Origin of the sequence: Vreelandella halophila (genome assembly GCF_019903425.1) — a bacterium.
GTDB lineage: Bacteria > Pseudomonadota > Gammaproteobacteria > Pseudomonadales > Oleiphilaceae > Halospina > Halospina halophila.
The window spans coordinates 69,869-93,084 of the sequence record NZ_JACHUZ010000011.1 but is presented as its reverse complement, the minus strand read 5'-3'; the positions used below and the strand labels follow the sequence as shown (position 1 = coordinate 93,084).

Annotated in this window: 20 protein-coding genes and 1 tRNA gene; 5 read left to right on the top strand and 16 right to left on the bottom strand. The window is 62.0% G+C overall.

The window, feature by feature from the left end:
- Positions 1–41 precede the first annotated feature (41 nt).
- Positions 42–971 carry a cation diffusion facilitator family transporter gene (locus tag H4I92_RS00615; RefSeq protein ID WP_077528719.1) on the bottom strand — a complete coding sequence of 310 codons (930 nt, stop codon included), beginning with the start codon at positions 969–971 and terminating at the stop codon, positions 42–44.
- Between the two features lie 62 nt (positions 972–1,033).
- On the opposite strand from H4I92_RS00615, the gene H4I92_RS00610 reads away from it, so the two are divergent.
- Positions 1,034–2,068: a GGDEF domain-containing protein gene (locus H4I92_RS00610; protein WP_077528718.1), complete on the top strand. Its 1,035-nt coding sequence runs from the start codon at positions 1,034–1,036 to the stop codon at positions 2,066–2,068.
- On the opposite strand, the gene H4I92_RS00605 is transcribed toward H4I92_RS00610, so the two are convergent.
- Complete coding sequence (locus H4I92_RS00605; protein ID WP_077528717.1) at positions 2,031–2,780, bottom strand: pseudouridine synthase; 750 nt, start codon at positions 2,778–2,780, stop codon at positions 2,031–2,033. The genes H4I92_RS00610 and H4I92_RS00605 overlap by 38 nt on opposite strands.
- A gap of 215 nt (positions 2,781–2,995) precedes the next feature.
- On the opposite strand from H4I92_RS00605, the gene H4I92_RS00600 reads away from it, so the two are divergent.
- Both H4I92_RS00600 and H4I92_RS00595 read left to right on the top strand, forming a co-directional pair.
- Entirely contained in the window at positions 2,996–3,385 is a 390-nt protein-coding gene (locus tag H4I92_RS00600; protein WP_077528716.1) for an ectoine synthase, read from the top strand.
- A 205-nt stretch (positions 3,386–3,590) separates the two neighbouring features.
- Positions 3,591–6,056 (top strand): EAL domain-containing protein, encoded by a 2,466-nt coding sequence (locus tag H4I92_RS00595; protein ID WP_179105573.1) that lies wholly within the window; start codon positions 3,591–3,593, stop codon positions 6,054–6,056.
- Here the strand turns inward: H4I92_RS00595 and H4I92_RS00590 are convergent.
- Positions 6,053–6,718 carry a GntR family transcriptional regulator gene (locus H4I92_RS00590; protein WP_077528714.1) on the bottom strand — a complete coding sequence of 222 codons (666 nt, stop codon included), beginning with the start codon at positions 6,716–6,718 and terminating at the stop codon, positions 6,053–6,055. The genes H4I92_RS00595 and H4I92_RS00590 overlap by 4 nt on opposite strands.
- 151 nt (positions 6,719–6,869) lie before the next feature.
- On the opposite strand from H4I92_RS00590, the gene H4I92_RS00585 reads away from it, so the two are divergent.
- Positions 6,870–8,012: an alkane 1-monooxygenase gene (locus H4I92_RS00585; protein WP_077528713.1), complete on the top strand. Its 1,143-nt coding sequence runs from the start codon at positions 6,870–6,872 to the stop codon at positions 8,010–8,012.
- 6 nt (positions 8,013–8,018) lie between these two features.
- Here H4I92_RS00585 and H4I92_RS00580 read toward each other — a convergent pair whose 3' ends face one another.
- The 4 genes from H4I92_RS00580 to H4I92_RS00565 form a co-directional block, all read right to left on the bottom strand.
- Positions 8,019–9,506: an amidase gene (locus H4I92_RS00580; protein WP_077528712.1), complete on the bottom strand. Its 1,488-nt coding sequence runs from the start codon at positions 9,504–9,506 to the stop codon at positions 8,019–8,021.
- A 23-nt stretch (positions 9,507–9,529) separates the two neighbouring features.
- Positions 9,530–12,583, bottom strand: a complete 3,054-nt coding sequence (locus tag H4I92_RS00575; protein WP_077528711.1) for an efflux RND transporter permease subunit — start codon at positions 12,581–12,583, stop codon at positions 9,530–9,532.
- On the bottom strand, positions 12,583–13,719 hold the full coding sequence (locus H4I92_RS00570; protein ID WP_077528710.1) for an efflux RND transporter periplasmic adaptor subunit: 1,137 nt from the start codon (positions 13,717–13,719) through the stop codon (positions 12,583–12,585). Before H4I92_RS00570 ends, H4I92_RS00575 begins: the two co-directional genes overlap by 1 nt.
- 82 nt (positions 13,720–13,801) lie before the next feature.
- Positions 13,802–14,617: a sugar nucleotide-binding protein gene (locus tag H4I92_RS00565; protein ID WP_179105572.1), complete on the bottom strand. Its 816-nt coding sequence runs from the start codon at positions 14,615–14,617 to the stop codon at positions 13,802–13,804.
- 152 nt (positions 14,618–14,769) lie between these two features.
- On the opposite strand from H4I92_RS00565, the gene H4I92_RS00560 reads away from it, so the two are divergent.
- Positions 14,770–15,126, top strand: a complete 357-nt coding sequence (locus tag H4I92_RS00560; protein WP_077528708.1) for a hypothetical protein — start codon at positions 14,770–14,772, stop codon at positions 15,124–15,126.
- Here the strand turns inward: H4I92_RS00560 and alr are convergent, their stop codons facing one another.
- From alr to H4I92_RS00515, 9 genes are all read right to left on the bottom strand, one after another.
- Positions 15,127–16,209: an alanine racemase gene (gene alr / locus H4I92_RS00555; protein WP_077528707.1), complete on the bottom strand. Its 1,083-nt coding sequence runs from the start codon at positions 16,207–16,209 to the stop codon at positions 15,127–15,129.
- On the bottom strand, positions 16,209–17,603 hold the full coding sequence (gene dnaB / locus H4I92_RS00550) for a replicative DNA helicase (RefSeq protein WP_077528706.1): 1,395 nt from the start codon (positions 17,601–17,603) through the stop codon (positions 16,209–16,211). The genes alr and dnaB overlap by 1 nt, the downstream gene beginning before the upstream one ends.
- A 31-nt stretch (positions 17,604–17,634) precedes the next feature.
- Positions 17,635–18,081: a 50S ribosomal protein L9 gene (gene rplI, locus H4I92_RS00545; RefSeq protein ID WP_077528705.1), complete on the bottom strand. Its 447-nt coding sequence runs from the start codon at positions 18,079–18,081 to the stop codon at positions 17,635–17,637.
- A gap of 15 nt (positions 18,082–18,096) precedes the next feature.
- Complete coding sequence (locus H4I92_RS00540) at positions 18,097–18,948, bottom strand: hypothetical protein (protein ID WP_077528704.1); 852 nt, start codon at positions 18,946–18,948, stop codon at positions 18,097–18,099.
- Positions 18,949–18,967: 19 nt separating this feature from the next.
- Positions 18,968–19,198, bottom strand: coding sequence for a 30S ribosomal protein S18 (gene rpsR / locus H4I92_RS00535; protein WP_077528703.1), 231 nt, complete (start codon positions 19,196–19,198; stop codon positions 18,968–18,970).
- A gap of 30 nt (positions 19,199–19,228) precedes the next feature.
- Positions 19,229–19,666 (bottom strand): 30S ribosomal protein S6, encoded by a 438-nt coding sequence (gene rpsF, locus H4I92_RS00530; protein ID WP_077528702.1) that lies wholly within the window; start codon positions 19,664–19,666, stop codon positions 19,229–19,231.
- Between the two features lie 85 nt (positions 19,667–19,751).
- Positions 19,752–20,513, bottom strand: coding sequence for a 23S rRNA (guanosine(2251)-2'-O)-methyltransferase RlmB (gene rlmB / locus H4I92_RS00525; protein ID WP_077528701.1), 762 nt, complete (start codon positions 20,511–20,513; stop codon positions 19,752–19,754).
- A 15-nt stretch (positions 20,514–20,528) separates the two neighbouring features.
- Complete coding sequence (gene rnr, locus H4I92_RS00520; RefSeq protein ID WP_077528700.1) at positions 20,529–23,024, bottom strand: ribonuclease R; 2,496 nt, start codon at positions 23,022–23,024, stop codon at positions 20,529–20,531.
- 71 nt (positions 23,025–23,095) lie between these two features.
- Positions 23,096–23,182 (bottom strand) — tRNA-Leu (locus H4I92_RS00515).
- Between the last annotated feature and the right edge of the window lie 34 nt (positions 23,183–23,216).

Here is a 23,216-nt window from a genome sequence, read left to right as displayed (position 1 = left end):
AGCGCTGCAAAGGGTATCACACCCGTACCGGCACTGGCCCTTCAGACAGGTTCATAACCATTCGTTGGGGCTGCCCATCGAGGGTCGGCTGTGAACACCACATCCAGCACCAGTGATGGGACAATACGACGCAGGCGCCTGTCCAGATCGGTGCGGATACGATCCTGCTGGCCCAAGGCTTCATGATCACTCCCCTCCGGCAGCACCACGTGCACCAGCAGATAGAGGGTCCGGCCCGGCCGCACCATCCGCAGGGAAAAATCCCGCGCTCCCCACTCAGCCGCCACATTCTCAACCACATCATGTACCGGCTGACGCACACGCTTCGGTGGCGCCCGGTTAAGCAGCTCCTTGATGGCATCCGAAGCCATTCGGAAAGGCGTGCTCAGGCAGAACAGCACTACTACCGCAGCCACCATCAGTGGATCCACATAGGGGGTGATCGGCGAAAAACCCACCGCATCCGCCACCGGAATCAGACAGAAGGCCAGCAGCACTGAGGCGGAGATCACCGTGTTGATCCACCAGTTGGCGAAGTCCGCCTCCACCAGGGGACTGGTGGTATGACGCCGGGCCCGGCGTAGCAGCATGAAGGTGGTGGCACTGCTGGCGGTGGCAATCACCGAATACAGGATGGCCAGCCCGGCAGCAATCTCGCGGCCCCCGGACAGGAGCACAAGCACGGAATCCCCAAGGGCCAGCAGTGAGATTCCCAGAATCAGCAGCCCCTTGGCGGCATTGACCAGGGACTCGAAGTAGGCGTGGCCGAATGGGTATTTCTCATTGTCCGGCATGGCCAGCAGGCGGGCGACCCGCACACTCAGAAAAGCCATGACGCTGTAGATGAGATTGAAGAGCCCATCGAGCAGAATCACCTGGGATCCCGTGATCACCGACAGGACCAGGCCGGTCACCCCGAGGAAGAGTGCCATCCCGGCCGAAAGCATCAGTGCGTCTGTTTCCGTTCGCATTCCAGGGCCATTACGGGTCGTTAGTAGATGCATTTTACCCGGTCACCGGCTATTGTGGCCGCATGATGCTGAAAAAACTTGGAAATCAATACGACACCATCCGTATGAGGCTGGCGAATGACTTCCGCCTGTCCATTATCATGATGTTCTGCATTCCCGCGGCAACCGCCATTGGTGGTTTTGGCGTCTATCGCTTCCTGCAGGGAGACTGGGTGATGACCCTGGTGGACGCCCTGCTGGTAGCGGTGCTGATCAGCATCTCCGGTTTTGTCTGGATTACCGGCAATACGGTGGTCGCTGGCATCCTGCTGGTGATCTGTACCGGCATCGGTGTTCTCACTGTGCTCTACCTGGTGGGACTTGTAGGGCTTTTCTGGGCCTACGTGGACATCATTGCCACTTTTTTCCTGTCACCGCCCGCCTTTGCCATCCCCAAGGCCCTGCTCATGGTGGTTGCCAGTGTCGCCCTGGGAGCCGCCAACGGGCTGGATCCGCTGGCGCTGATCTCATTCGCAACCACGGTGTTCGTGGTTTCGATCTTCGCCTTCTCCTTCGCTCGCCGATCGCGCGCCCAGGCCCGCCTGTTGGAGGAACAGGCCATCCGTGACCCGTTGACCGGCGCCGGCAACCGGCGGGCCCTGGAGGAGGAGCTGTGCATCGCCATTGCCAGGGTCCAGCGGGGCGAGGCAGGTGCCGGTCTCCTGATGCTGGATCTGGACCACTTCAAGGAGATCAACGACCGTTACGGCCACGCCAACGGCGATGAAGTGCTCAAGCAATTCGCTGAGCTTGTGCGCACCCATTCACGACACGAGGACCGACTGTTCCGATTCGGGGGCGAGGAGTTCGTGCTGCTGCTCAATAGCGTCCGGGCAGAAAGCATGATCCTGGCGGCACGCCATATCCAGCAGACCATAAGGGACCGGCTCAGCATTCACGCCCATTCCGTAACATGCTCAATTGGAGCCGCCCTCGCCGCTCCCCACGATGACTGGGAGAGCTGGCTGCACCGGGCGGACAATGCCGTCTACGAGGCCAAGACCAACGGCCGTGACACCATCATTGTGGCGGATCATCTGCCGGCAGAAAGGTGTTGACCTCCGCCTCGGTCAGCTCGCGATACCTCCCCGGCTCCAGGTCCGGATCCAGATCAATGGGGCCGACCCGCTCACGGTGGAGCCGGACCACGCGGTTACCAACCGCCCCCATCATGCGCTTGATCTGGTGGTAACGCCCCTGGGTCAGGGTGAGCCGCAGTTCAGCCCTGCCGAGACGCTCGATGTCGTGGGCCACGGCGGCGGTGTCCTCTCCCCTGAGCATGATGCCTTCTTCCAGGCTCGCGAGGGTTTCATCATCAATGGGATCGGCAACCCAGACCCGGTAGGTCTTGGGGAATCCGTGGCGCGGCGAGGTGATGCGATGACTCCACTCGCCGTCAGTGGTGAGCAGCAGCAGGCCAGTGGTGTCCTTGTCGAGGCGCCCCACCGGATGCAGACCACGGCGCAGTTCCGGTTCCAGCAGGTCGAGCACCGTGGGATCGTAGTCGTCTTTCGTGGCGCTGACCACGCCGGTTGGCTTGTTCAGCATCAGGTACCGCTCGCCGGATTCCCTCTCAAGCTGCTGACCGTCCAGGAGGATCGCTTCCTCAACCCCGATCCGGGACTGTGGCTTCAGCCCCCCGTTTTCGTGACCGTCGACCTCGATCCGATCCGCCTTGATCAGCTGCTTGGCTTCTTTGCGGGTAATGCCGGTCAGCCGTGCAATCAGAAAATCGAGCCTGCGGCGCCGGCGTTTCTCAGGCTCCGTCATGGCAACGCTGCCTTCTGGGTTGATGCATGATTACTGGCGTGAAAGCCCCATTCTACATGAATGCCCCGCCCCCGATGAGGGTTCTGACAGTATTTGAAATACGGTCAGCTAGGGGTTTTACGCTATTGTACCGGCGCCCGCACGCGCTACACTCAGACGGCAGGCCCCAATACAGCGGCCTTTACCGATCACAGATTCAACAGGTGGGACAGACTATGATTGTACGGGACATCAAGGACATCATCGGAACCGAGCGAGAGGTTGAGGGACCGGGCTGGGTTAGCCGCCGGATGCTGCTCAAGAAGGATGGCATGGGCTTCTCCTTCCACGAGACCATCATTCCCGCCGGTGCCGAACTCCACCTGTGGTACAAGTACCACCTGGAAGCGGTCTACTGCGTTGCCGGTAACGGCAGCATTGAGGATCTGGCGACCGGCGAGACCCACCAGATCTACGATGGCGTCATGTACGCCCTGAACAACAACGACCGCCACATCCTGCGCGGTGGCACCGAGGACATGCGCCTGATCTGCTCCTTCAACCCGCCGGTTACCGGCCGCGAAGTGCACGACAAGGACGGCGCCTACCTGCCTGACGATTCCTGACACCGGATTTCATCCCGGCACCCATTGCCCAGCGGGTGCCGGATTTTTGCATAAATTGACACTTTGAACTTTAATCAGAGCGCCCCATCCACCAGCAAGGACAGCTCTGATCATGCCCAATGGGCAATATGATGTACCCAGCGGCATAGCCAGCCTGCCATTTGCAGATCACCCATTTGTTCCCATACTGCTCCTGATCGCAGTCATGGCTGCGGCAACCCTGATCCAGCATGCGGAGTATTCGCCGTCTCTCCCGCAGCATACCACTACAGACCAGCATACCGATTCGTTCGCTCTGAGCCACAGGACAGGCTCCATTGCGGAACTCCATCAGAAAGGTCTGTTGCGTTCCGATAACGGATGGCGTGCCACCAGCCCCTCCCATGCCGCGGTCGGCTTCGCCTCTCAGCCAATCACGTTCCGGCTGAAACTGAGCAACACATCCAGGCGCCCGCTTCAGCTGTGGGTCTCTGTGCCAGCCCCCTACATTGACCGGATTCGCGCAGCGCGCCTGAACGCAACCACCGAACCGCTCCTGCCCATGCGAACCCAGGGCAGTCTTTGGCCATTCTCCAGCCGTCTGATCTCCCTGCCTTCCTTCCATTGGCCGGTGATCATCCCTGCCAATGACACCATCACCCTGTTTTTTGAGGTGTCCGATGCAGGCCCCACCGTCTTTCCGGTGTCGGTGCAGGGGGATGACGACCTGGTGCACAGCAGCGTTACACGGGCAACGGTCAACGGTACACTCCTGGGTCTATCCCTGTTCCTGCTGGCTATCAACCTGTTCCTGACCCTGAGGTTCCGCACGCTCATGCTGGCCTGGCTGACGGTCCTCACGGTTTCCGTCATGCACATCCAGCTGGTTCTCAATGGTTTCGGAGCATGGATCTTCTGGCGTGGGGTACCCGCGCTCGATGCAGTCATCACCACATCCATGCTGACCACCCTGATCGCATTCGCTCAGCATACCCTGGCGGCCCTGCAGCCACCGCGCCTTTACAGGCATCTGCTTAACGGCCTCTCACTCGCCGCGCTCATGCTCATTCTTCTCGAGTTCGCCCGAGCCGAGCTTCCGATACAGGCACTCACCATTGTTCTGGGTATTGCCGGTTGTGGGCTGTCCCTGGTCATTGCGGTCAGCTGTTTCCGGCACTCGCTCTATGCACGGTATTTCACGGCGGCAGTACTGATCCTGACAGCCGGCATTATTGTGAGCACTCTGCGGACCGTGGGGGTTGTGCCGGTTAACGTGCTCTCGGACTCGGCCTTCTCACTGGGGACCATCCTCTCGGCTGTTGTTCTTCTCGCCGCTGCCGTCCATTTCTTCTGGCGCGAACAATGGCTGAGGCGGGTCGCCGCCAGCGACAGGGCTGCGGAACAGGAACGCCGCCTGGCCATTCAGAACCGCCTGGAAGACAGCCTCCGGAGACACAAGGTCACCGGAAGACCCAATCGTTCCGCCCTGGAAGCCTGCCTCACCGATCGGCCTTCCGGAAAGCTCCAGATCGTGGTTCTGAGACTCAACCGGTTTCACGAGATTGAGCATGTCGTTGGCCATCAGATTGCCGAAGGCTTCGTGCGGGATTACCTGACCAGCCTGGAAGAACACCTCCGGCATGTCGGTCCGGATACCATCCTTCACATCGACAATGCGCCTGTCGTCTCAATCAACACCATGGATGCGGCATTCGTTCTTGCCAGGGCGATCGACAGGCAGGATCCGTTCTGGCAGCAGCTTGTTGACTTTGCAGCCCCGGACTGCCGCTATCAGGGGTACACGTTCAACTGGCGATGCTCCATCGGGGTCGCCAGCCTGCCCCATCACGGGGACAGTATCCAGGAGGTTCTTTCCGCGGCTGGCTATGCCAGTCTCCAGAAGGAGCCCATCAACTTCTATGACAACACGGTTCATGAACACCAGAAACACCAGCAGCTTCTGATGCTGGATCTGGAAGATGCCTTCCGATCAGACCAGATCCAGCTTGCCTATCAGCCCAAGGTGGACATCGGTTCGGGGCGAATCGAATCCGTGGAAGCCCTGGTGCGCTGGTACCACCCCGAGTTCCGGATGATCCCACCGGGTGACTGGATTCCGCTTGTCGAGGAACTCGGAAGCATCACCCGTGTGACACGCTGGGTACTGGACCGCGCGGCGGCAGACCTTGCACAGATCCGGGCGCACTACGGGCAGCAGACCCGCACGGCCATCAACATCTCTTCCCGGGATCTTGCGATCCCGGAACTCGCGGAGGACCTGGAGCGGATCGTCCGGCACCGCGGCTACACACCGGAGGATTTCATCCTGGAAATAACCGAGACCAGCGTCATCCGGAACCTGGCCCTCACCATCGAGCGCCTGGGCCAGCTCCGGCGCTGCGGTTTCGGTATTGCGCTGGACGACTTCGGTACCGGCACCTCCTCCCTTTCGGCCCTGACTGAGTTTCCGCTGGATGAGGTGAAGATCGACCGCAGTTTCCTGACCCGGATACTCTGGGATGAGGAGCGCCAGAAAGTATTCCGGGCGACGGTGGAGCTGGCCCAGTCGCTGAACCTGCGTACGGTTATTGAGGGCGTGGAGAATGAGCAGACGGTACAGTGGCTCAGACAGTTCAAGGGCCTTAAGGGCCAGGGCTACTTCTGGGGATACCCAACCGTACTGGGATACTAGGCGGCCTGCCTCTTGGCCAGCGCCCTGAGCACCACCTGGCACTGGTTCTCCCCATAGGTTTTCAGGCACTGCGCGGCCCGTGCCGCATCCCTCGCCAGCACCGCCTCGATGGTTTCGCGCATGCAGTCAACGGACTGGGTCAGCTCCGTGGTTTCCTCACGCAGTGCCATGAAGGAGTAACGCTGCAGAAGTGGCAGCAGATCCTCGATGGCATCCGTCAGATACCGGTTGGTGGTCAGTTTCAACCCTTCACGGGCAAGCTCGAACGCCAGTTCGTGGACCCGCTCACGGTCCTGGTGTTGCGCCTGTACCTCAAACTCCCTGCTGATAGCCAGGAAGGGCTCCAACTGCCCGGGCTGCCAGTTGTGGGCGACGTCGCTGGCCAGACGCCCCAGAAGCAGGAACAGAAAATCATAGAGATCACGTACATCCGCCTCTCCCACGTCACACACTCGGGCCCCACGTCGGGGCTGGATTTCCACCAGGTGCCACCCCTGTAGAAGCCGGAACGCTTCCCGCAGGGAATTGGTGCTGACCTCAAGCTCGCCGGCCAGTTCTGTCTCCGGTAAGCGCTCCAGAGGCTGGCGCCTGCCCCGTATGATCTCCAGCGACAGATGATGGGCAATTCGCTCGCTGAGACTGAGCTGCTGCGGTAGGGCCATTCTGCGTGCGTCCTTCTGATGCGGATACCGGCATTCTACAGGAAAGCATCGCTTTTTTATACATGAGTTGTTTGACAATTCACTAAATCAAGAATTAGTCTAAAAGCACAATCACACAAACCGCTTACAACAACGACAGGAGGATGCCCCGATGCTTTCCCGAGTGCCCCCGGAAATCATGGTGCGCATCAAGCGCTACGCCTACCTGCTGGTACTGGTGGTCCCGGCCATCGGCGCCTGGGTAACCTGGCGACTGACACTGGGCGGGAACACGCTGTTCTGGGCCTGGTTCCCGGCTCTCTTCATCTTCGGATTCATCCCGATACTCGACTACATCGTCGGCAAGGACCCGGCCAATCCGGATGAGGATTCCGAGGTACCGGACATGACGAAGGACTGGTACTACCGGGCCCTGACCCTGGTGTGCGTGCCCATCCACCTGGCCGTTCTGGTCTATGCCGGCTGGGCCTTTGCAACGGTGGAAATGGGACTGGCGGCACAGATCGGCTGGGTCATCTCAATCGGGGTGGTCGGTGGCATCATGGCCATCAACATCGGCCACGAACTGATCCACAAGGACACAAAGATCGAGACCTGGACCGGCGGGCTTGCCCTTGCCAGCGTGACCTATGCGGGATTCAAGGTGGAACACATCATGGGTCACCATGTGCACGTGTCCACGCCGGAGGACGCCAGCTCCTCACGCTACAATCAGGGGGTTTACGCCTTCCTGCTGCAAGCCTTCCCGCGTAACTTCATGAACGCCTGGAGGCTGGAGGCCAGGAAACTGCGCCGCAAGGGCAAGACCCCCTGGGGACCGGCCAATGAACTGATCTGGTGGTATGCGATTTCAGCCCTGTTCGCGGTCGCGTTCACGATGGCCCTGGGCTGGGCCGGGCTGGTGTTCTTCCTGGCGCAGAGCTTCTTCGCCGCCGCCACACTTGAGGTAATCAACTACATCGAACACTACGGGCTGCATCGCCGGGTTCAGGAGAACGGCCGTTTTGAGCGGGTCACACCGGCTCACAGCTGGAACAGCAACTACCTGCTGACCAACCTCTTCCTGTTCCACCTGCAGCGCCACTCGGATCATCACGCCTTCCCGCGCCGGCGCTACCAGGTGCTGCGCCACTACGATGAAAGCCCGCAGCTGCCCGGCGGCTACGCGGCCATGTTTGTCCTGGCGCTGGTGCCGCCGCTGTGGAAAAAGGTGATGAACCCGCGGGTGGAGGCCTACTACGAGGGCGAGCTGGATCAGCTGTTCCGGGAACAGAAGCCCTACAGCAAGGCCTGATCCGCTCTACAGACGCTGCCACAGGGACTGGTAGCGTGGCCACCAGGCATGGGCGGCTTCCAGCTGGGCGGCCAGCTGGAAGAGCGTGCTCTCATCCCCGTGGGGCGCGCCGAACTGGACGCCGATCGGCAGCCCCTCCTGCGACCAGTGCAACGGCACCGACATCGCCGGCGTGCCGGTGAGGTTGGCAAGCTGGGTGAAGGGCGTGCGCGCCAGGCTCTCCTGTGCCAGCTCCTCAACCATGCCACTCTTCAGCGCCAGGCTGCCCGCGCGCAGCCCCACCAGCATCCGCGCCGCGAACTTGAGGTGCGCCGGCGTTTCCAGTTCCCCGATCCGCGCCGGTGGCTGCCCTGTGGTGGGTGACAGGTACAGGTCGTAATCACCGAAGAATCGCCCCAGGGCACGGGCAAAATCGTTCCAGCCGCGACGGGTGCGCACGTAGTCGACAGCCCGCATGCTGCGGCCAAGCGCCCCAAGCAGACGGGTCTCGATCTCGAAATCGCTGTCGCTGGCTCCGGTCTTCGCCCTGGCCTCTTCCATAATGGTCGAGACCTCCCCGAAATACAGCGTCAGGTAGGCGCGGGCCATTGCCATACCATCAAAGGCGGGCATGGCCGGTTCCACATGATGCCCAAGAGCCTCGAGCTGGCGGGCGGTTGTGTTCACCGCTTCCACGCACTCGGCATCCACCTCGGAACCATAGGGAGACTCGGTGAAGAAACCGATGCGCAGAGGCCGGGGCGATGACTGGATGGCTTCCAGCCAGGGTTGCTCGGGCGCCGGTATGGTAAAGGGGTCACCCTTGGGGTTACCGGCAATCGCGTCCAGCATCGCCGCGCTGTCGCGCACGCTGCGGCTGACCACGTGATCCACGCTTGCTCCCGTCCAGGCCTCGCCCAGATAGGGGCCGGGTGACACACGCCCACGCGAGGGCTTGAGGCCAAAAAGCCCATTGTAGGCCGCTGGAATACGGATCGATCCACCGCCGTCATTGGCGCCCGCCATGGGCACGACTCCAGCCGCCACGGCCGCACCGGAGCCGCCACTGGAGCCACCGGGTGTGCGTTCATTAGCCCAGGGGTTGCGGGTCGGCCCCCAGAGACGGGACTCGGTGATGGCCTTGAGCCCAAGCTCCGGCGTGGCTGTGCGCCCCATCATCAGCAGACCGGCCTTGCGGGCCCGCCGGATGTACTCGGAATCCTGCTCCGGGACGTACCCCAACAGCGCCCTGCTGCCCATGGTACTGGGCATCCCCGCCATTTCCTGAGCCAGGTCCTTAGCGAGAAAGGGAACTCCGGCAAAAGCACCGTCGGCTTCGGGCTTTTCGTGCCGGATTTTTTCGAAACGCGGCTGGCAGATGGCGTTGAGCGCCGGGTTAAGCTTTTCGGCGCGGTTGATGGCCGCATCCACCACCTCACCCAGCTGAACCTGGCCCTTGCGGATCAGGCTCGCCAGCCCGGTGGCATCCTCCCTGGTGTATTCCTCCGGTTGCATAACCGGTCCTCCGTTTATTGTTATCAGCTCGCCGCTTCAGCGCGCGTCGGCGCATTATGGTCCCGGGCCAGCATGATGTAGAACCCGGGCAGCACGAAGAGCGTAAAGAAGGTGCCGAAGCCCAGGCCGGTGGCCACGGTCAGGCCGATGGCGAAACGGCTCACGGCACCCGGCCCCGAAGCCAGCAACAGCGGCACCATGGCCACGATCAATGCCAGGGACGTCATGATGATCGGACGCAGACGGATCGCGGACGCCTCAATGGCCGCCTCACGGACGCCCATGCCACGATCCTTCTGCAACAGGTTCGCGAACTCCACGATCAGGATGCCGTTCTTGGCCACAACCCCGATCAGGGTGATCAGACCCACCTGGGTGTAGATGTTCATGGAGGCCGCACCCAGCACGATGAAGATCATCGCCCCGGCAACGGACAGCGGCACCGATACCAGAATGATGACGGGATCCCGCCAGCTCTCGAACTGCGCCGCCAGCACCAGGTAGATCACCAGAAGCGACAGGAAGAAGGTTACCATGAGCGCACTGCCCTGCTGCGCCAACTGGCGCGACTGGCCCTTGTAGTCCGTGCCGAAGCCCTGGGGCAGGGTCGAACCGGCCAACCCTTCCATATAGTCCATGGCATCCCCCATGGCAACCCCAGGCATAGGCACACCCTGCAGGGTAATGGAGTTGAGCTGATTGAACTGGGTCCGGCTTGAAGGCTCCACCCGCTGCTCAAAGTCGATCACCTGGTCCAGGGAGACCAGCTGGCCTGAGGCTGCCCGAACATAGTAATCCCTCAGTTTCTCCTGGTCGCTGCGGAAGGGCCGCGCCACCTGCGGAATGACATCGTAGGCCCGCCCGTCCATGTTGAACCGATTCACGAAGCCCTCGCCCAGCATGGTGGACAGCGTCTCCCCAACTTCTGCCATGGACAGCCCCAGGTCCGCCACGCGCTCGCGGTCCACGCTGATGCCGGTTACCGGACGGTCATAGTCGATGCTCTTTTCCAGGACGATGAAGTTGCCGCTCTCATTAGCTTTCTGCAGCATCTCATCGGCCACCTCGTTGAGCTGCTCGAAATCGCTGCCCGTGGTCAGCACCAACTGGAACGGCAGCCCACCGCCAGAGGCCGGCAGTGGTGGCCGTGGGAAAGTGGCCACGCGCAGCCCGGTCACCCGGTCCATCTCCTCCTGAAGCATGGGCTGGACCTCGAACTGTGAGATCTCACGTTCACTGCTGGGCTTGAGCTTGAAGCCACCAAATACTTCGTTGGGCGCCGTAACGCCCATCAGCATGAAGGATTCCTCGTACCCCGGCAGCGCCTCGAACCGTTCCTGCATCTCGGCGCCATAGCGCTCCAGATAGTCCAGGTTTGCCGTCTGCGGGCCCGTGCCCTGGTAGAACACGATCCCCTGGTCCTCATCCGGGGCCAGCTCGCTCTGGCTGAAGGTCACCATGAAGTAGATCGCCACCAGTATGGCCACACCGAAATAGGCAATCACAGACAGACTGCTGACCACGCTGGTCAGCGCCCGGCGGTAACCATTGGACAGCTTCTCGAAGAAGTTTTCCGCCATGCGCTCGAAGCGCCCCGCTTCGCCGGCGGGCTTGAGCACATTGGCGGAGAGCACCGGTGACAGGGTCAGCGCCACCACCCCGGAGATAACCACTGTAGCCGCCAGGGTGAAGGCGAATTCCGTGAACAGCGCCCCCACCAGGCCGCCCATGAAGCCGATAGGGGCAAACACCGCGACCAGGGTGGTGGTCATGGCGATGATGGGCACCGCCATTTCCCGTGCCCCGTTAATGGCGGCATCAAACCGTTTCTCGCCACGCTCCACGTGCCGGTGCACGTTTTCCACCATGATGATGGCATCATCCACCACCAGGCCGATGGCCAGCACCATGGCCAGCAACGTCAGGAGGTTCACGGAAAAGCCCATGAACAGCATCAGGAAGGCGCCACCGATCATGGAAAGGGGCACGGCCACGGAGGGCACCACAGCGGCCCTGATGCTGCCGAGACTCAGGAAAATCACCACCAGAACGATGATCAGCGCCTCGACCAGCGTGTAGATCACCTCATTGATGGAATCCTCGATGAATTCCGAGGCGTCATAGGGCAGGTCAACCTTCAGGCCCGCAGGCAGCTGGGCCTCGATGCCAGGGAGTTCGTTACGCACCCTTTCGGCCACATCCAGCGGGTTGGCGCCGGGGGCCAGCTCAATGGCGAGATAGGTAGCCGGGCTGCCCGCGTAATAGGAGATCTGGTCATTGTTCTCGGCACCCAGCTCCACATCCGCGATGTCCTCGAGCCGGATGAGACTGCCATCCACCTCCCGGACCACGAGATTACGGAACTGCTCCGGATCCGCGATGTCCGTTTCCGCATCCAGGTCCACGCGGATCAGGTCACTCTCAATGGACCCCACCGCCGCCTGGTAGTTGTTCGCCCGCAGTACATCGGCCACCTCACGGGGTGTGATGTCGAGGCTGGCCAGGCGGGTGGGGTCCAGCCATACGCGCATGGCATAGGTGCGCCCGAGCAGGTCCGCCTTGCCGACGCCACTGAGCGCCTGGAGCTGGGGCTGCACGACCCGTGTCAGGTAATCGGTGATCTGGGACACCGGCAGCGACTCGCTGTGGAAGGCGATGTACATCAGCGCCGTGGAGTCCCCGGTCTCGGACTCGATCACCGGGTCCCGGGAGGCGTCCGGCAGCTCGTTGCGCTGGCTGGCCACTTTCGCCTGGATCTCGGAGAGCGCGTCATTGGCGTCGTAGTTGAGATCCATCTTGGCTTCGATGATGGAACTGCCCTGGCGGCTGGTCGCCGTCAGGTAGTCAATACCATCCGCTTCCGCAATCGCCTGCTGCAGGGGCGTGGTTACGAAGCCCTGAACCAGATCGGAGCTCGCGCCCGGATAGGCGGTGGTGACGGTGACAGTGGTGCTTTCGAGCTCGGGGTACTGCCGGATCTCCATTTCCATGGCCGAGCGCACGCCCAGCAGCAGGATCAGCAGGCTGACCACCGTGGCCAGCACCGGCCGGTGGACGAAAATATCGGTGAATCGCATCAGCCGTCTCCCTGCTCTGCACCGCTGCCGTCATCCTCAACAGTGGCGCCCGGCTCGTCATCCTCGTCGGCGATCTGCACACGCTGCCCCGCCCGCAGACGCAGCAGTCCGGTGGCAACAATCCGCTCACCGGCCTCAAGGCCGGACTCGACCTCGACAACCCCATCGCGTTCCGGTCCGGTCTGGATGCTGCGACGCTCGGTGACCAGCTCACCCTTATCATTCTCATTGAGCACGTACACGAAGTCTCCGTAGGTGTTGAAGGAGACCGCCGTACGCGGCACCACCACCGCTTTCCGAGGCTCGGATTCCAGTGTGCGCACATCCGCGAACATGCCCGGCTGCAGCGCGCCGTCGTCGTTTGCAAGGGTGGCACGGACACGGACCGTGCGGTTCTCGGTACTGACGGAGCTGTTGATGGCGCTGATCTCACCCTCGAACAGGCGATCCGGGTAGGCCGCCACCGATACGGTTACGTCATCGCCCACCTCAACGCTGCTGAGGTGCTTTTCGGCAATCGAATACTCCGCGTAGATGGGATCCACCATGTTGATCTCCACAGCGGGAGTCCCGGTGGGCATGTACTCGCCCTGATCCACCAGGCGCAGGCCGGTCTTGCCATCGAAAGGGGCGCGCAGGATCTTCTTGCGCACAAGCGCTTCCTGCTCCCTTACCCTTGCCCGGGCCGCGTCGTAGGCCGCCTCGGCTTCATCGAATTCGGCCTGGGACACCGCATTCCGATCAACCAGGTTCGACACCCGCTCAAAGGTCCGACGGGCACTCTCGGCTTCCGCCCGCCGGGTTTCCAGTGCGGCTTTGTCGGATTCCACATCCAGCTCCACCAGCACATCGCCCTTCTCGACCATGTCTCCGGATTCAAAGCGGATGGTCTCAACCACCCCGGGAAGTTCATTGGCGACACGGATACCATTGACGGCCCGGATGCTGCCAACGGAGTGCAGGGACGGCACCCACTCGCGCGTCTCGGCCCGGGCAGCGTCGATGACGGCGGGCGGATCTTCCTGATTGAGGTGCTGCTGCATCATCCGGAATTCAAAAGCTTTCCAGCCAAAGATTCCGCCAAAAACGATCACCAGCCCGATGGTGACGACGATGAATCGGCTTGTAGTAGACATAACGTCATCCTGACCCGTTGATGTAGGGCGACCACTGCGCCCGCAAAAAGTACGCTTAGTCTACCCTTCCGTTACAGACTCGTCATGCCTTCGTTGCCGCGCGGGAGTGGCGCCAGGACAACTGCTGGATGCCGAAGGTATGGCGGATCTTCTTGCAGTTGAGCACGGCATTGGCCGGCTCCAGTCGCATCCAGGCGTCCTCCTCGTCAATCAGGTGCGGGCGCTGCGCTTCTGACAGCTGCTCCAGAAGCTCGAGCCCCAGATCGTAGAGGGAAACGGTGTCACTGCTAGCGTACTGGTAGGTTCCCCAGGCCTCCGCGCCACAGTCCAACTGCTGGACAACGGCGGTCATGACCCGGGCACAGTCCGACCAGGTAGTGGGTTGCCCCCGATAACGACTGCTCAGATACAGCGGTTCGCTCGGATTGTGGCCGCGAACACGCTCCAGGAACCGTTCCAGCGACCAGCCGATACGTAGGATCAGGTGCCGCGGCAGCCGGCTGCGCAGTGACTGCTCACAGTCCCACTGGCACTGGCCCAGAACCGACAGCGGGTTGCCCGGGTTACTGGCGATATAGGGCTGCTGCTTGCGTCCGTCAAAGACCTGGCTGCTGGAGAGATTCATCATCGCAATGGCGTGAAACGCGGCCCGTTCCGCCAGTGCTACCGGCAGGTCATGCAGACGACGCCGCGTCTCGCCCGGTACCTGCTCAGCCTGTTCCGGATCCACACCAGTAATGGCATTGATGACCAGGTCGAAACAGGGCTCAACCCAGGACTGAAGCTGATCCAGGGCCACATCCGAGGGACGGCTGAGCAGCAGCGGCGTGGGCTCCAAGCCAGCCCCCGCGAGCCGTGACAGCAGTGCTTCACCGAGTTCGCCCGGTTCGTAAACCACCAGTATCTTCAAAACAGGGTCGCTTGCAGGTCCGGAATGTGACGGGTTGCACGATACGACAGCATAACCGCCATTTCAGCCAATGCCCAAGATTGATGCAATGCGTGTAATGACGAACCCAGAAAACATCTGTACACAAAGGAGTATGACCAATGCCAAAACATCAGCACCATCTGGTGGCCCCCCTGCCCGAACCCCAGTACCAGAGAGCCCACCAGGTGATCAGCGATATCCGGACCAACGGTGTCACCAAGGAACGGCGCGATGACCTCTACAACCTGATCATGGAACTCACGGAAACGGGTACGGATTTCTTCTTCCTCGAGCCACTGCGGCGCATGAACGCGGGTGCCATGCTTCAGAAAATGGCCAAGATGGGCATCAGCAGCATGCTCAAGGGCACCCGGATGGTCATCCACAACGTACTCAAGAAGGCGGACGATGAGCACATTGAGGGGATTCTGGTCTTCCTGGAAGAGGTTCTGTTCGAACCCGAGAGCGACGCCTGATCAGCGGTCGCCCTCATGGACCCGGGGGACGCGCGGGGAAACCCCGGTCAGCAGTTCATAACTGATGGTGCCGGCCATGCCGGCCACCTCATCAATACCCACATGGTGGCCCCAGAGCTCAACCGGCGCGCCGACCTCTGCGCCCGGACACTGGCTCAGGTCCACGGCGATCATATCCATGGACACCCGCCCGATCAGTTTACACCGCTGCCCGGCCACAGCCACTGGAGTCCCACTGGGAGCATGCCTGGGGTAACCGTCGCCGTAGCCGATCTCCACAATCCCCATACGGCAGGGGGCTTCCGCGACCCAGGTTGCGCCATAGCCCACTGACTCGCCCGCCCCCAGATCACGCACGGCGATAATCCGGGACTCCAGGCTCATGACCGGCTTCAGGCCGAGCGCCGGGCCGGTGGTTCCGATCAGGGGGGTTCCGCCATAGAGCATGATGCCAGGCCGCGTCCAGTCACAGTCTGGGGCCGGATCATGGAAGTGGGCCGCGGAGTTGGCGAGGCTGACCTGCAGATCCGGGTGATCACGCCGGATGCGTTGAAGGCACTCCTTCTGTCGGCGGGTCATCGGATCCCTGAGGTCATCCGCGCAGGCGTAGTGAGAGAGAAGACCGACGACCCGCAGACCGGGCCGGAACGCCAGCCGTTGCCGGAAAGCCGCCACGTCCCGCGGTTCCACGCCCAACCGGTTCATGCCGGTGTTGCATTTGATCCAGACCGGCACCTCCGCGTCCAGGGCCTCGGAGCCCGCCAGCTGGTGAGGGCTGTGCAGGACCGGGTGCAACCCCAGCTCCGAAACAGCCGACCAGTCCGCCGCCTCATGCACCCCTTCCAGCAGAACAATGGCGGATTCGATGCCGCCATCACGCAGCCTCTTTGCCTCCCCGATGGTGGCAACGGTCAGGCAATCGGTCTCCCCGGCCAGAACCCGTGCCACCGGCTCAAGACCGTGACCGTAACCGTCCGCCTTGACCACGGCCATCGAGGCCGAATGGGGGGCAAGTTCCCGGGCCCTACGGAAGTTGCTTCTGAGCGCGTCCAGATCGATACGGGCCCGGGTGTGCCGCGGCATTAATAGTCGCCTCCATAATCCCCGTAAGCCAGATCCTCGAACTTGGTGTACTGACCGAGGAATGCCAGCCGGACACTCCCGACAGGGCCATTACGCTGCTTGCCGATGATGATCTCAGCGATGCCCTTGTCGGTGCTGTCCTCATTATAGACCTCATCGCGGTAGATGAAGGCGATCACATCAGCGTCCTGTTCGATCGCGCCGGATTCCCGCAGGTCCGAATTGACCGGACGCTTGTTAGGCCGCTGCTCCAGGCTCCGGTTGAGCTGGGACAGCGCGATCACGGGGCAGTTGAGCTCCTTCGCAAGCCCCTTGAGAGCCCGCGAGATCTCGGAGATCTCGGCGGTACGGCCCTCATTGTTGCCCGGTGCCCGCATCAGCTGCAGGTAGTCCACCATAATCATGCCGAGTTCCTTGCCCTGGCTGTCCATCTCCCGGGCAATACGCCGCGCCCGCGAACGCATATCAGTTGGGCTCAGTGCCGGCGTGTCATCGATATAGAGTGGCTTGTCCTTGAGCAGACTGATTGCTGAGGTGAGACGCGGCCAGTCATCCTGCTCCAGGCTGCCGTTGCGGATCCGGGTCTGATCAATCCGGCCAATGGATGAGAGCATCCGCATCACGATGGCATCCGCCGGCATCTCCATGCTGAACACCAGACAGCCCTTATCAGTCGCCATCAGCATGTTCTCGACCAGGTTCATGGCAAACGCGGTCTTGCCCATGGAGGGACGCGCCGCCACGATCACCAGATCCGAGGGCTGCCAGCCGGAGGTGATGTCGTCCAGATCCTTGAAGCCGGACGTCAGGCCTGTAAGCCCACCCTCGGTCTCGAACAGCGACTCGATCCGCTCCAGGGTTTCCCTGAGGATGGGATTGATCTCACGCGGGCCGCCACCCTGCTGGACCTGGTGCTCGGCAATCTGGAACACCTGGCTTTCGGCGGCATCCAAAATCTCGGCGCTGGAGCGCCCCTGGGGATTGAAAGCGGAATCGGCAATGTGGCCGGACACCTCGATCAGTTGCCGGAAAACAGACCGTTCCTTGACGATCTCGGCGTAACTTCGGAGGTTGGCCGCACCGGGGGTCTGTTCGACCAGACGGCCCAGGTACTCAAGCCCGCCACAGGCATCAAGATCCCCGGCCTGTTCAAGCCATTCGCCCACCGTGACCATATCAAGCGGCTTGTCGTTGGCGATGAGCCGCTCGCTGGCGTGGAATATCAGGCGGTGTTCGGAGCGGTAGAAGTCCCCGGAGGTGATGAGCCCTTCCACAAGCTCCCACCCCGCATTATCGAGCATCAGGCCGCCAAGCACGGCCTGTTCCGCTTCGATCGAATGCGGGGGCACCTTGACGCGGCTGGTGCGCTCGTCAGCTTCCGGTTCCTGCGCCATCAGCCGGGCACTCCCCTGCTCCGGGCCGGATTCAGCCCTTGACGATGTTCAGCTGGATCGTTGCCTGCACATCGGTGTGCAGCTGCAGCGTGATCCCGTACTCGCCGGTCATGCGGATGGGGCCTTCCGGCAGCAGCACTTCGCTCTTTTCGACAGCGGTGCCGTTGGCGGATACCGCTTCCGCAATATCGCGGACGCCGATGGAGCCGAACAGCTTGCCTTCCTCACCGGCCTTGGCTTCGATGGTGACGGAGCTGCCATCAAGTTTCTCGCCACGGGTCTGAGCGGCCTTCAGGCGTTCAGCAGCAGCCTTCTCAAGCTCCGCACGGCGTTCCTCAAATGCCTTGATGTTCGCCTCGGTGGCGGGAACCGCCTTGCCGTAGGGAACAAGGTAATTACGCCCGAAGCCCGGCTTGACCTTCACCTGGTCACCCAGATCACCGAGCTTGTGCATTTTTTCGAGCAGTATAACGTTCATCCCAATAACCTCTGTCTAAAGTCGCTGTCTGATATCAAGCCAGCTGTCGATGACGGCCGCGAAAACCAGCACCAGGAACAACCATGGAACCAGCACCGCCAGCGCAATGTAAAAGCCCACAAGCCAGCCGGTGCCGAGCCCACGCTTTGCGAGCGTGCCGTGCACCAGGGCGAGCCCCGCAAGCAGCAACGGAAGACCCAGCACAAGCAGGAGCAGGGTTCCATTGATCCCCACGAACTCCCCGACCGCCATGAGCACCAGCAGCCCCAGCGCCGTTGGTGCCGAGAGCCGGAATTCATGGAACTCCGACTGCAGCCCACCCGGATTGAAGAGCCGGGCCTGCCAGCCCCTGGCAAGCAGGGACGCCGCAATGGCCAGTGCGTAGTTGAGAACCCCCAGCACCGCGATCATCATGGTGCGGATCACATTTTCCGGATCCACATCCTCGGGCAGGTTCTCCATCATGCCGGCGTTCATCTCGCCGTACACCTGCTGGGCCGTTGTGATCAGCTGATCAAAAAATGCCGGTGCCACCACCGGCAGGGCCTGGGCAATCCCTATTGCAAGCGCGGCCCCGGCCATCAGGGCCTTTTCCCAGGAAATGGTCATCTGCAGCACAGTGCAGATGACCATTGTGATCAGCAGCACCACCAATGGTGCCGGATCCATCCCGACCCAGAGCCAGGCCGCGCCCGGAAGCATTGCCCAGAGCCCGGTAATCAGCCCTCTCTGGGGCCCCAGCCTGAGCGTCACGAGCCCGACCGCCGCAGCACCCAGCCAGAACAGGAACGGCAGGACCATGCCCCCGACCGCCACAGCGGCCGCAGGCATGGGGCCCCGCAGTATGAACTCGGCCAGACGCTGCATCAGCTGAACCCGATGGCCGTTACTGGTCGTGGCTGTCGGCGTAGGGCAGCAGAGCCAGATAACGGGCGCGCTTCACGGCGCTTGCCAGCTGCCGCTGATAGCGGGCACGTGTACCGGTGATCCGGCTGGGTACAATCTTACCGGTTTCAGTGATGTAGCCGCGCAGGGTGTCGAGATCCTTGTAGTCGATCTCCTTGACCCCTTCCGCGGTGAAACGGCAGAACTTACGACGTCTGAAAAAACGAGCCATGAATCGGTATCCTCAGTTCTCTGATGCGTGTTATTCGGCGCTTTCGCCGGCTTCTTCGGTCTCGGAGTCGGAACCCTCTGATTCCGTATCCCCGGAGCCACCGGAGGTTGTCTGCCGGCGCGGTTTGTCGTCGCCGCGTTCCTCACGGTTCTCGGCTGCCTTCATGGGCGAGGGTTCAGTCACCGCCTCATCCTTGCGCACGATCAGATCGCGGATGACCGCGTCATTGAACCGGAAGTTGTGCTGCAGTTCACCCAGCGCCTCCTGGGTGCACTCGATGTTCATGAGGATATAGTGGGCCTTGTGGATCTTGTTGATCGGATAGGCCAGCTGACGCCGCCCCCAGTCCTCGACCCGGTGGACTGTACCGCCATCGTCGGTGACGAGCTTGGAGTAGCGCTCGATCATGGCGGGCACCTGTTCGCTCTGGTCAGGATGAACCAGTGTCACGATTTCGTAATGACGCATTATCGCTCCTTACGGTTTGGGCAGCTTCCGATCCATTGCCGGAAGCAAGGAGTGGTATTGACCCCGCAAAACGGGATCGCACATTTTATGCCCCGTGTGCGGCTGATGCAATCGTACGCTGGCGACGGGCCTCAAAAAGGCAGACGCCAGCGGCCACGGAGACATTGAGTGAGCTGACCAGTCCGGCCATGGGGAGATGGCCCAGCTGATCACAGTGCTCGCGGGTGAGGCGGCGCATGCCCTTGCCCTCGGCACCCATGACCAGAGCCATGGGGCCGGTTAGATCCAGGTCGTGGATGCCCGCCTCGGCGGCATCCGAGGTGCCGGTGAACCAGATGCCCTGCTCCTGGCACCGGCGCATGAAACGCGCCAGGTTGGTGACCCGTACCAGCGGCACGGACTCCGCCGCACCGCTGGCGACCTTCATGGCGACACCGTTGAGCGGGGCCGAATGGTCCTTGGGAACCACCACCGCATCCACGCCGGCCGCATCGGCCGTGCGCAGGCAGGCACCCAGATTGTGTGGATCCGTGACGCCATCCAGAAGGAGAATGAAGGGCGGGTGGTCCGGTGTTTCCAGGCGCTCCAGGAGCTCGTCTTCGCCCAGGGCAACCGGAGGCTTGATGACGGCCACCACCCCCTGGTGGTTGCCGCCGTCGCTGGCCTCATCCAGAACCCGGCGCTGGCACTGCTCCACGGCAACCCCGAAATCATCGGCCAGCTGGCGCACCCGCTTCTGGCGGCCGTCCTCACGGCCCTGCTGCAGCTTGAGGCTGCGCACCCGTTCCGGATGCCGCTCCAACAGTGTGGTGACTGCGTGCCAGCCAAAGAGGGTATGTTGCGCCATCAAGCCGTCCCCGGATCAGCCTTCGCTCTTGTTGCCGCCACCACCACGGCCGCCACGCCGACGGCGACGCCCACCGGATTTCTTCTTCGGTGCCGCCTCGTCGCCCGACTCGGATTCTTTCGCCTGCTTCTGCTGGTCACCGCCCTGTTGTTTGCGGCCACCCTGCTGGCCCTTGCCACCGCCTTTCCTGCGGTTGCCCGAACCCTTGCCGCCGCCCTTCTTGGCGTCCGGAAGGGACTCTTCCAGCTCCAGGTCAATCTTGCGGTCATCCAGGTCCACCCGGACAACGCGCACCCGCACCTGATCCCCCAGACGGAAGGTCCGCCCGGTATGCTCGCCGATCAGTGTGTGGCGGATACGGTCGAAGTGGAAGAAGTCGCCACCCAGTGCCGAGATGTGCACCAGGCCCTCGGTGTAGACGCCGCCCAGCTGCACGAACAGCCCGAAGCCGGTGACCGAGGCGATCACACCATCAAATACCTCGCCCACGTTGCCCTGCAGGAACTCACATTTGAGCCAGGCCTCCACATCACGGGTGGCATCGTCGGCCCGGCGCTCCGTCATGGAGCAGTGTTCGCCCAGCTGCTGGACGCGTTCCTGGGTATAGCCGTACTGGGCGAGTTCCGGGTCCGGCTTCTCCGCCGGCACTATGGTCTTCGCCTTCTTCTGACTGCCGAACAGAGCCTTGATTCCGGCCATGGCACCGCCTCTGGCCTTGCGATGGATCACCGACTTGATGCCCCGGTGGATCAGCAGGTCCGGATAGCGGCGGATGGGCGACGTGAAGTGCGTGTACTCCTCAAACCCGAGACCGAAGTGGCCCCGCTGCTCGGAGGTATAGACCGCCTGCTTCATGGAGCGCAGCATCACCGTCTGGATGATGTGCGCGTCCGGGCGGTTCTGCACCTGGCTGAGTACCTGCTGATAATCCTGGGGTTCCGGGTCATCCCCGCCCGGAAGATCCAGGCCCAGCCCGCTCAGGAACTGGCGCACGTCCGCCAGCCGTTCCGGCGAGGGTGAGTCGTGCACGCGGAAGAGCGTCGGGATCTTGTGCTGTTTCAGGAAGCGTGCCGTGGCCACATTGGCGCACAGCATGCACTCCTCAATCAGCTTGTGCGCGGCGTTGCGCTCCACCGGCACGATCTCGCTGATCTTGCGGTCACGATCAAACCGGATCTGGGTATCCGTGGTCTCAAAGTCGATGGCACCACGCCGCTCACGCGCCTCGCGCAGCATCTGGTAACAGCTGTAGAGCGTTTCCAGATGGGGCACCACCTTGCTGTACTCACCGCGCAGCTTCTGGCCATCATCCGACTCCGGGTGCTCCAGAATGGAGCTGACCTTGTTGTAGGTCAGGCGCGCATGGGAGTGCATAACCGCTTCGTAGAAGCAGTACTGGGTGATCTTGCCTTCCCGGCTCAGATTCATGTCCGCAACCATGCACAGACGATCAACGCCGGGGTTCAGCGAACAGAGGCCATTGGAGAGTTTCTCCGGCAGCATGGGGACCACGTGGTCCGGGAAGTAGACCGAATTGCCCCGGTTCTGGGCTTCCAGGTCCAGAGGCGTCTCCGGCCGCACGTACCAGGCCACGTCCGCGATGGCCACAATCAGCCGGTAGCCGCCGCCCCTGCGCTTCTCCGCGTAGACCGCGTCGTCAAAGTCACGGGCGCTTTCATCGTCGATGGTGACCAGGGGCAGATCGCGCAGATCCACCCGGCCCTGCTTGGCTTGTTCAGAGACCTCGTCCGGAATGCTGCGTGCCTGCTCCGTGACCGCCGGCGGCCACTGATCCGGGAGGCCATAGGAACGGATGGCCACGGTAATCTCCATGCCCGGCGCCATATGGTCGCCCAGAATCTCGACCACGCGCCCGACCGGCTTGTTGCGCACTGTGGGCTGCTTCTCGATGGTAACGGTGACGTACTGGCCATGGCCCGCCCCCTGGCAGGCCTCCTCCGGGACCAGAATCTCCTGGTTGATCCGGCTGTTCTCCGGAATCACCATGGAAACACCGTCCTCGCGCTGCATGCGACCCACAACCTGGGCCGTGTTGCGTTCCAGCACCTCCACGATGACCGCTTCGCGCTTGCCCCGGGCGTCCCTCTGATCCTCGCGCACCAGTACCCGGTCGCCGTGGAAGACCTGCCGCATCTGGCGGGCATTCAGAAAAAGGTCATCACCACCGCCTTCAGGAACCACAAAACCGAAACCATCCCGGTGGCCCTGAACATGCCCCCGGGTGAGATCCGCCTCGGAAATGGGCAGATAGGCGCCACGGCGGTTGCAGATAAGCTGGCCATCCCGCGCCATGGCGATCAAGCGCCGACGCAGCCCCTCAATGCGGTCCTCGTCGTCCAGGTCGAACTCTTCACAGAGTTTCTGGTGGGTCGCCGGAGCACCGCGCTTTTTCAGGTGTTCCAGGATGGTTTCCCGGCCGTGGACTGGTTTTTCATATTTCTGGGATTCACGATCCGCGCTTGGGTCGTCCTGAGGGGTTCCTGAGGCCATTGATTCCGCCTGTGACTGTTTGTTCTTGGATCTCAATTAATGAGACAGGAGAGAAGGGGAGGATAAAAGAGTGGTGCCGAGGAGTGGACTTGAACCACCACGTCCTTACGGACACTAGCACCTGAAGCTAGCGCGTCTACCATTTCCGCCACCTCGGCACGAGGCATCTGATTGTGTTCGGGCACTGCCCGA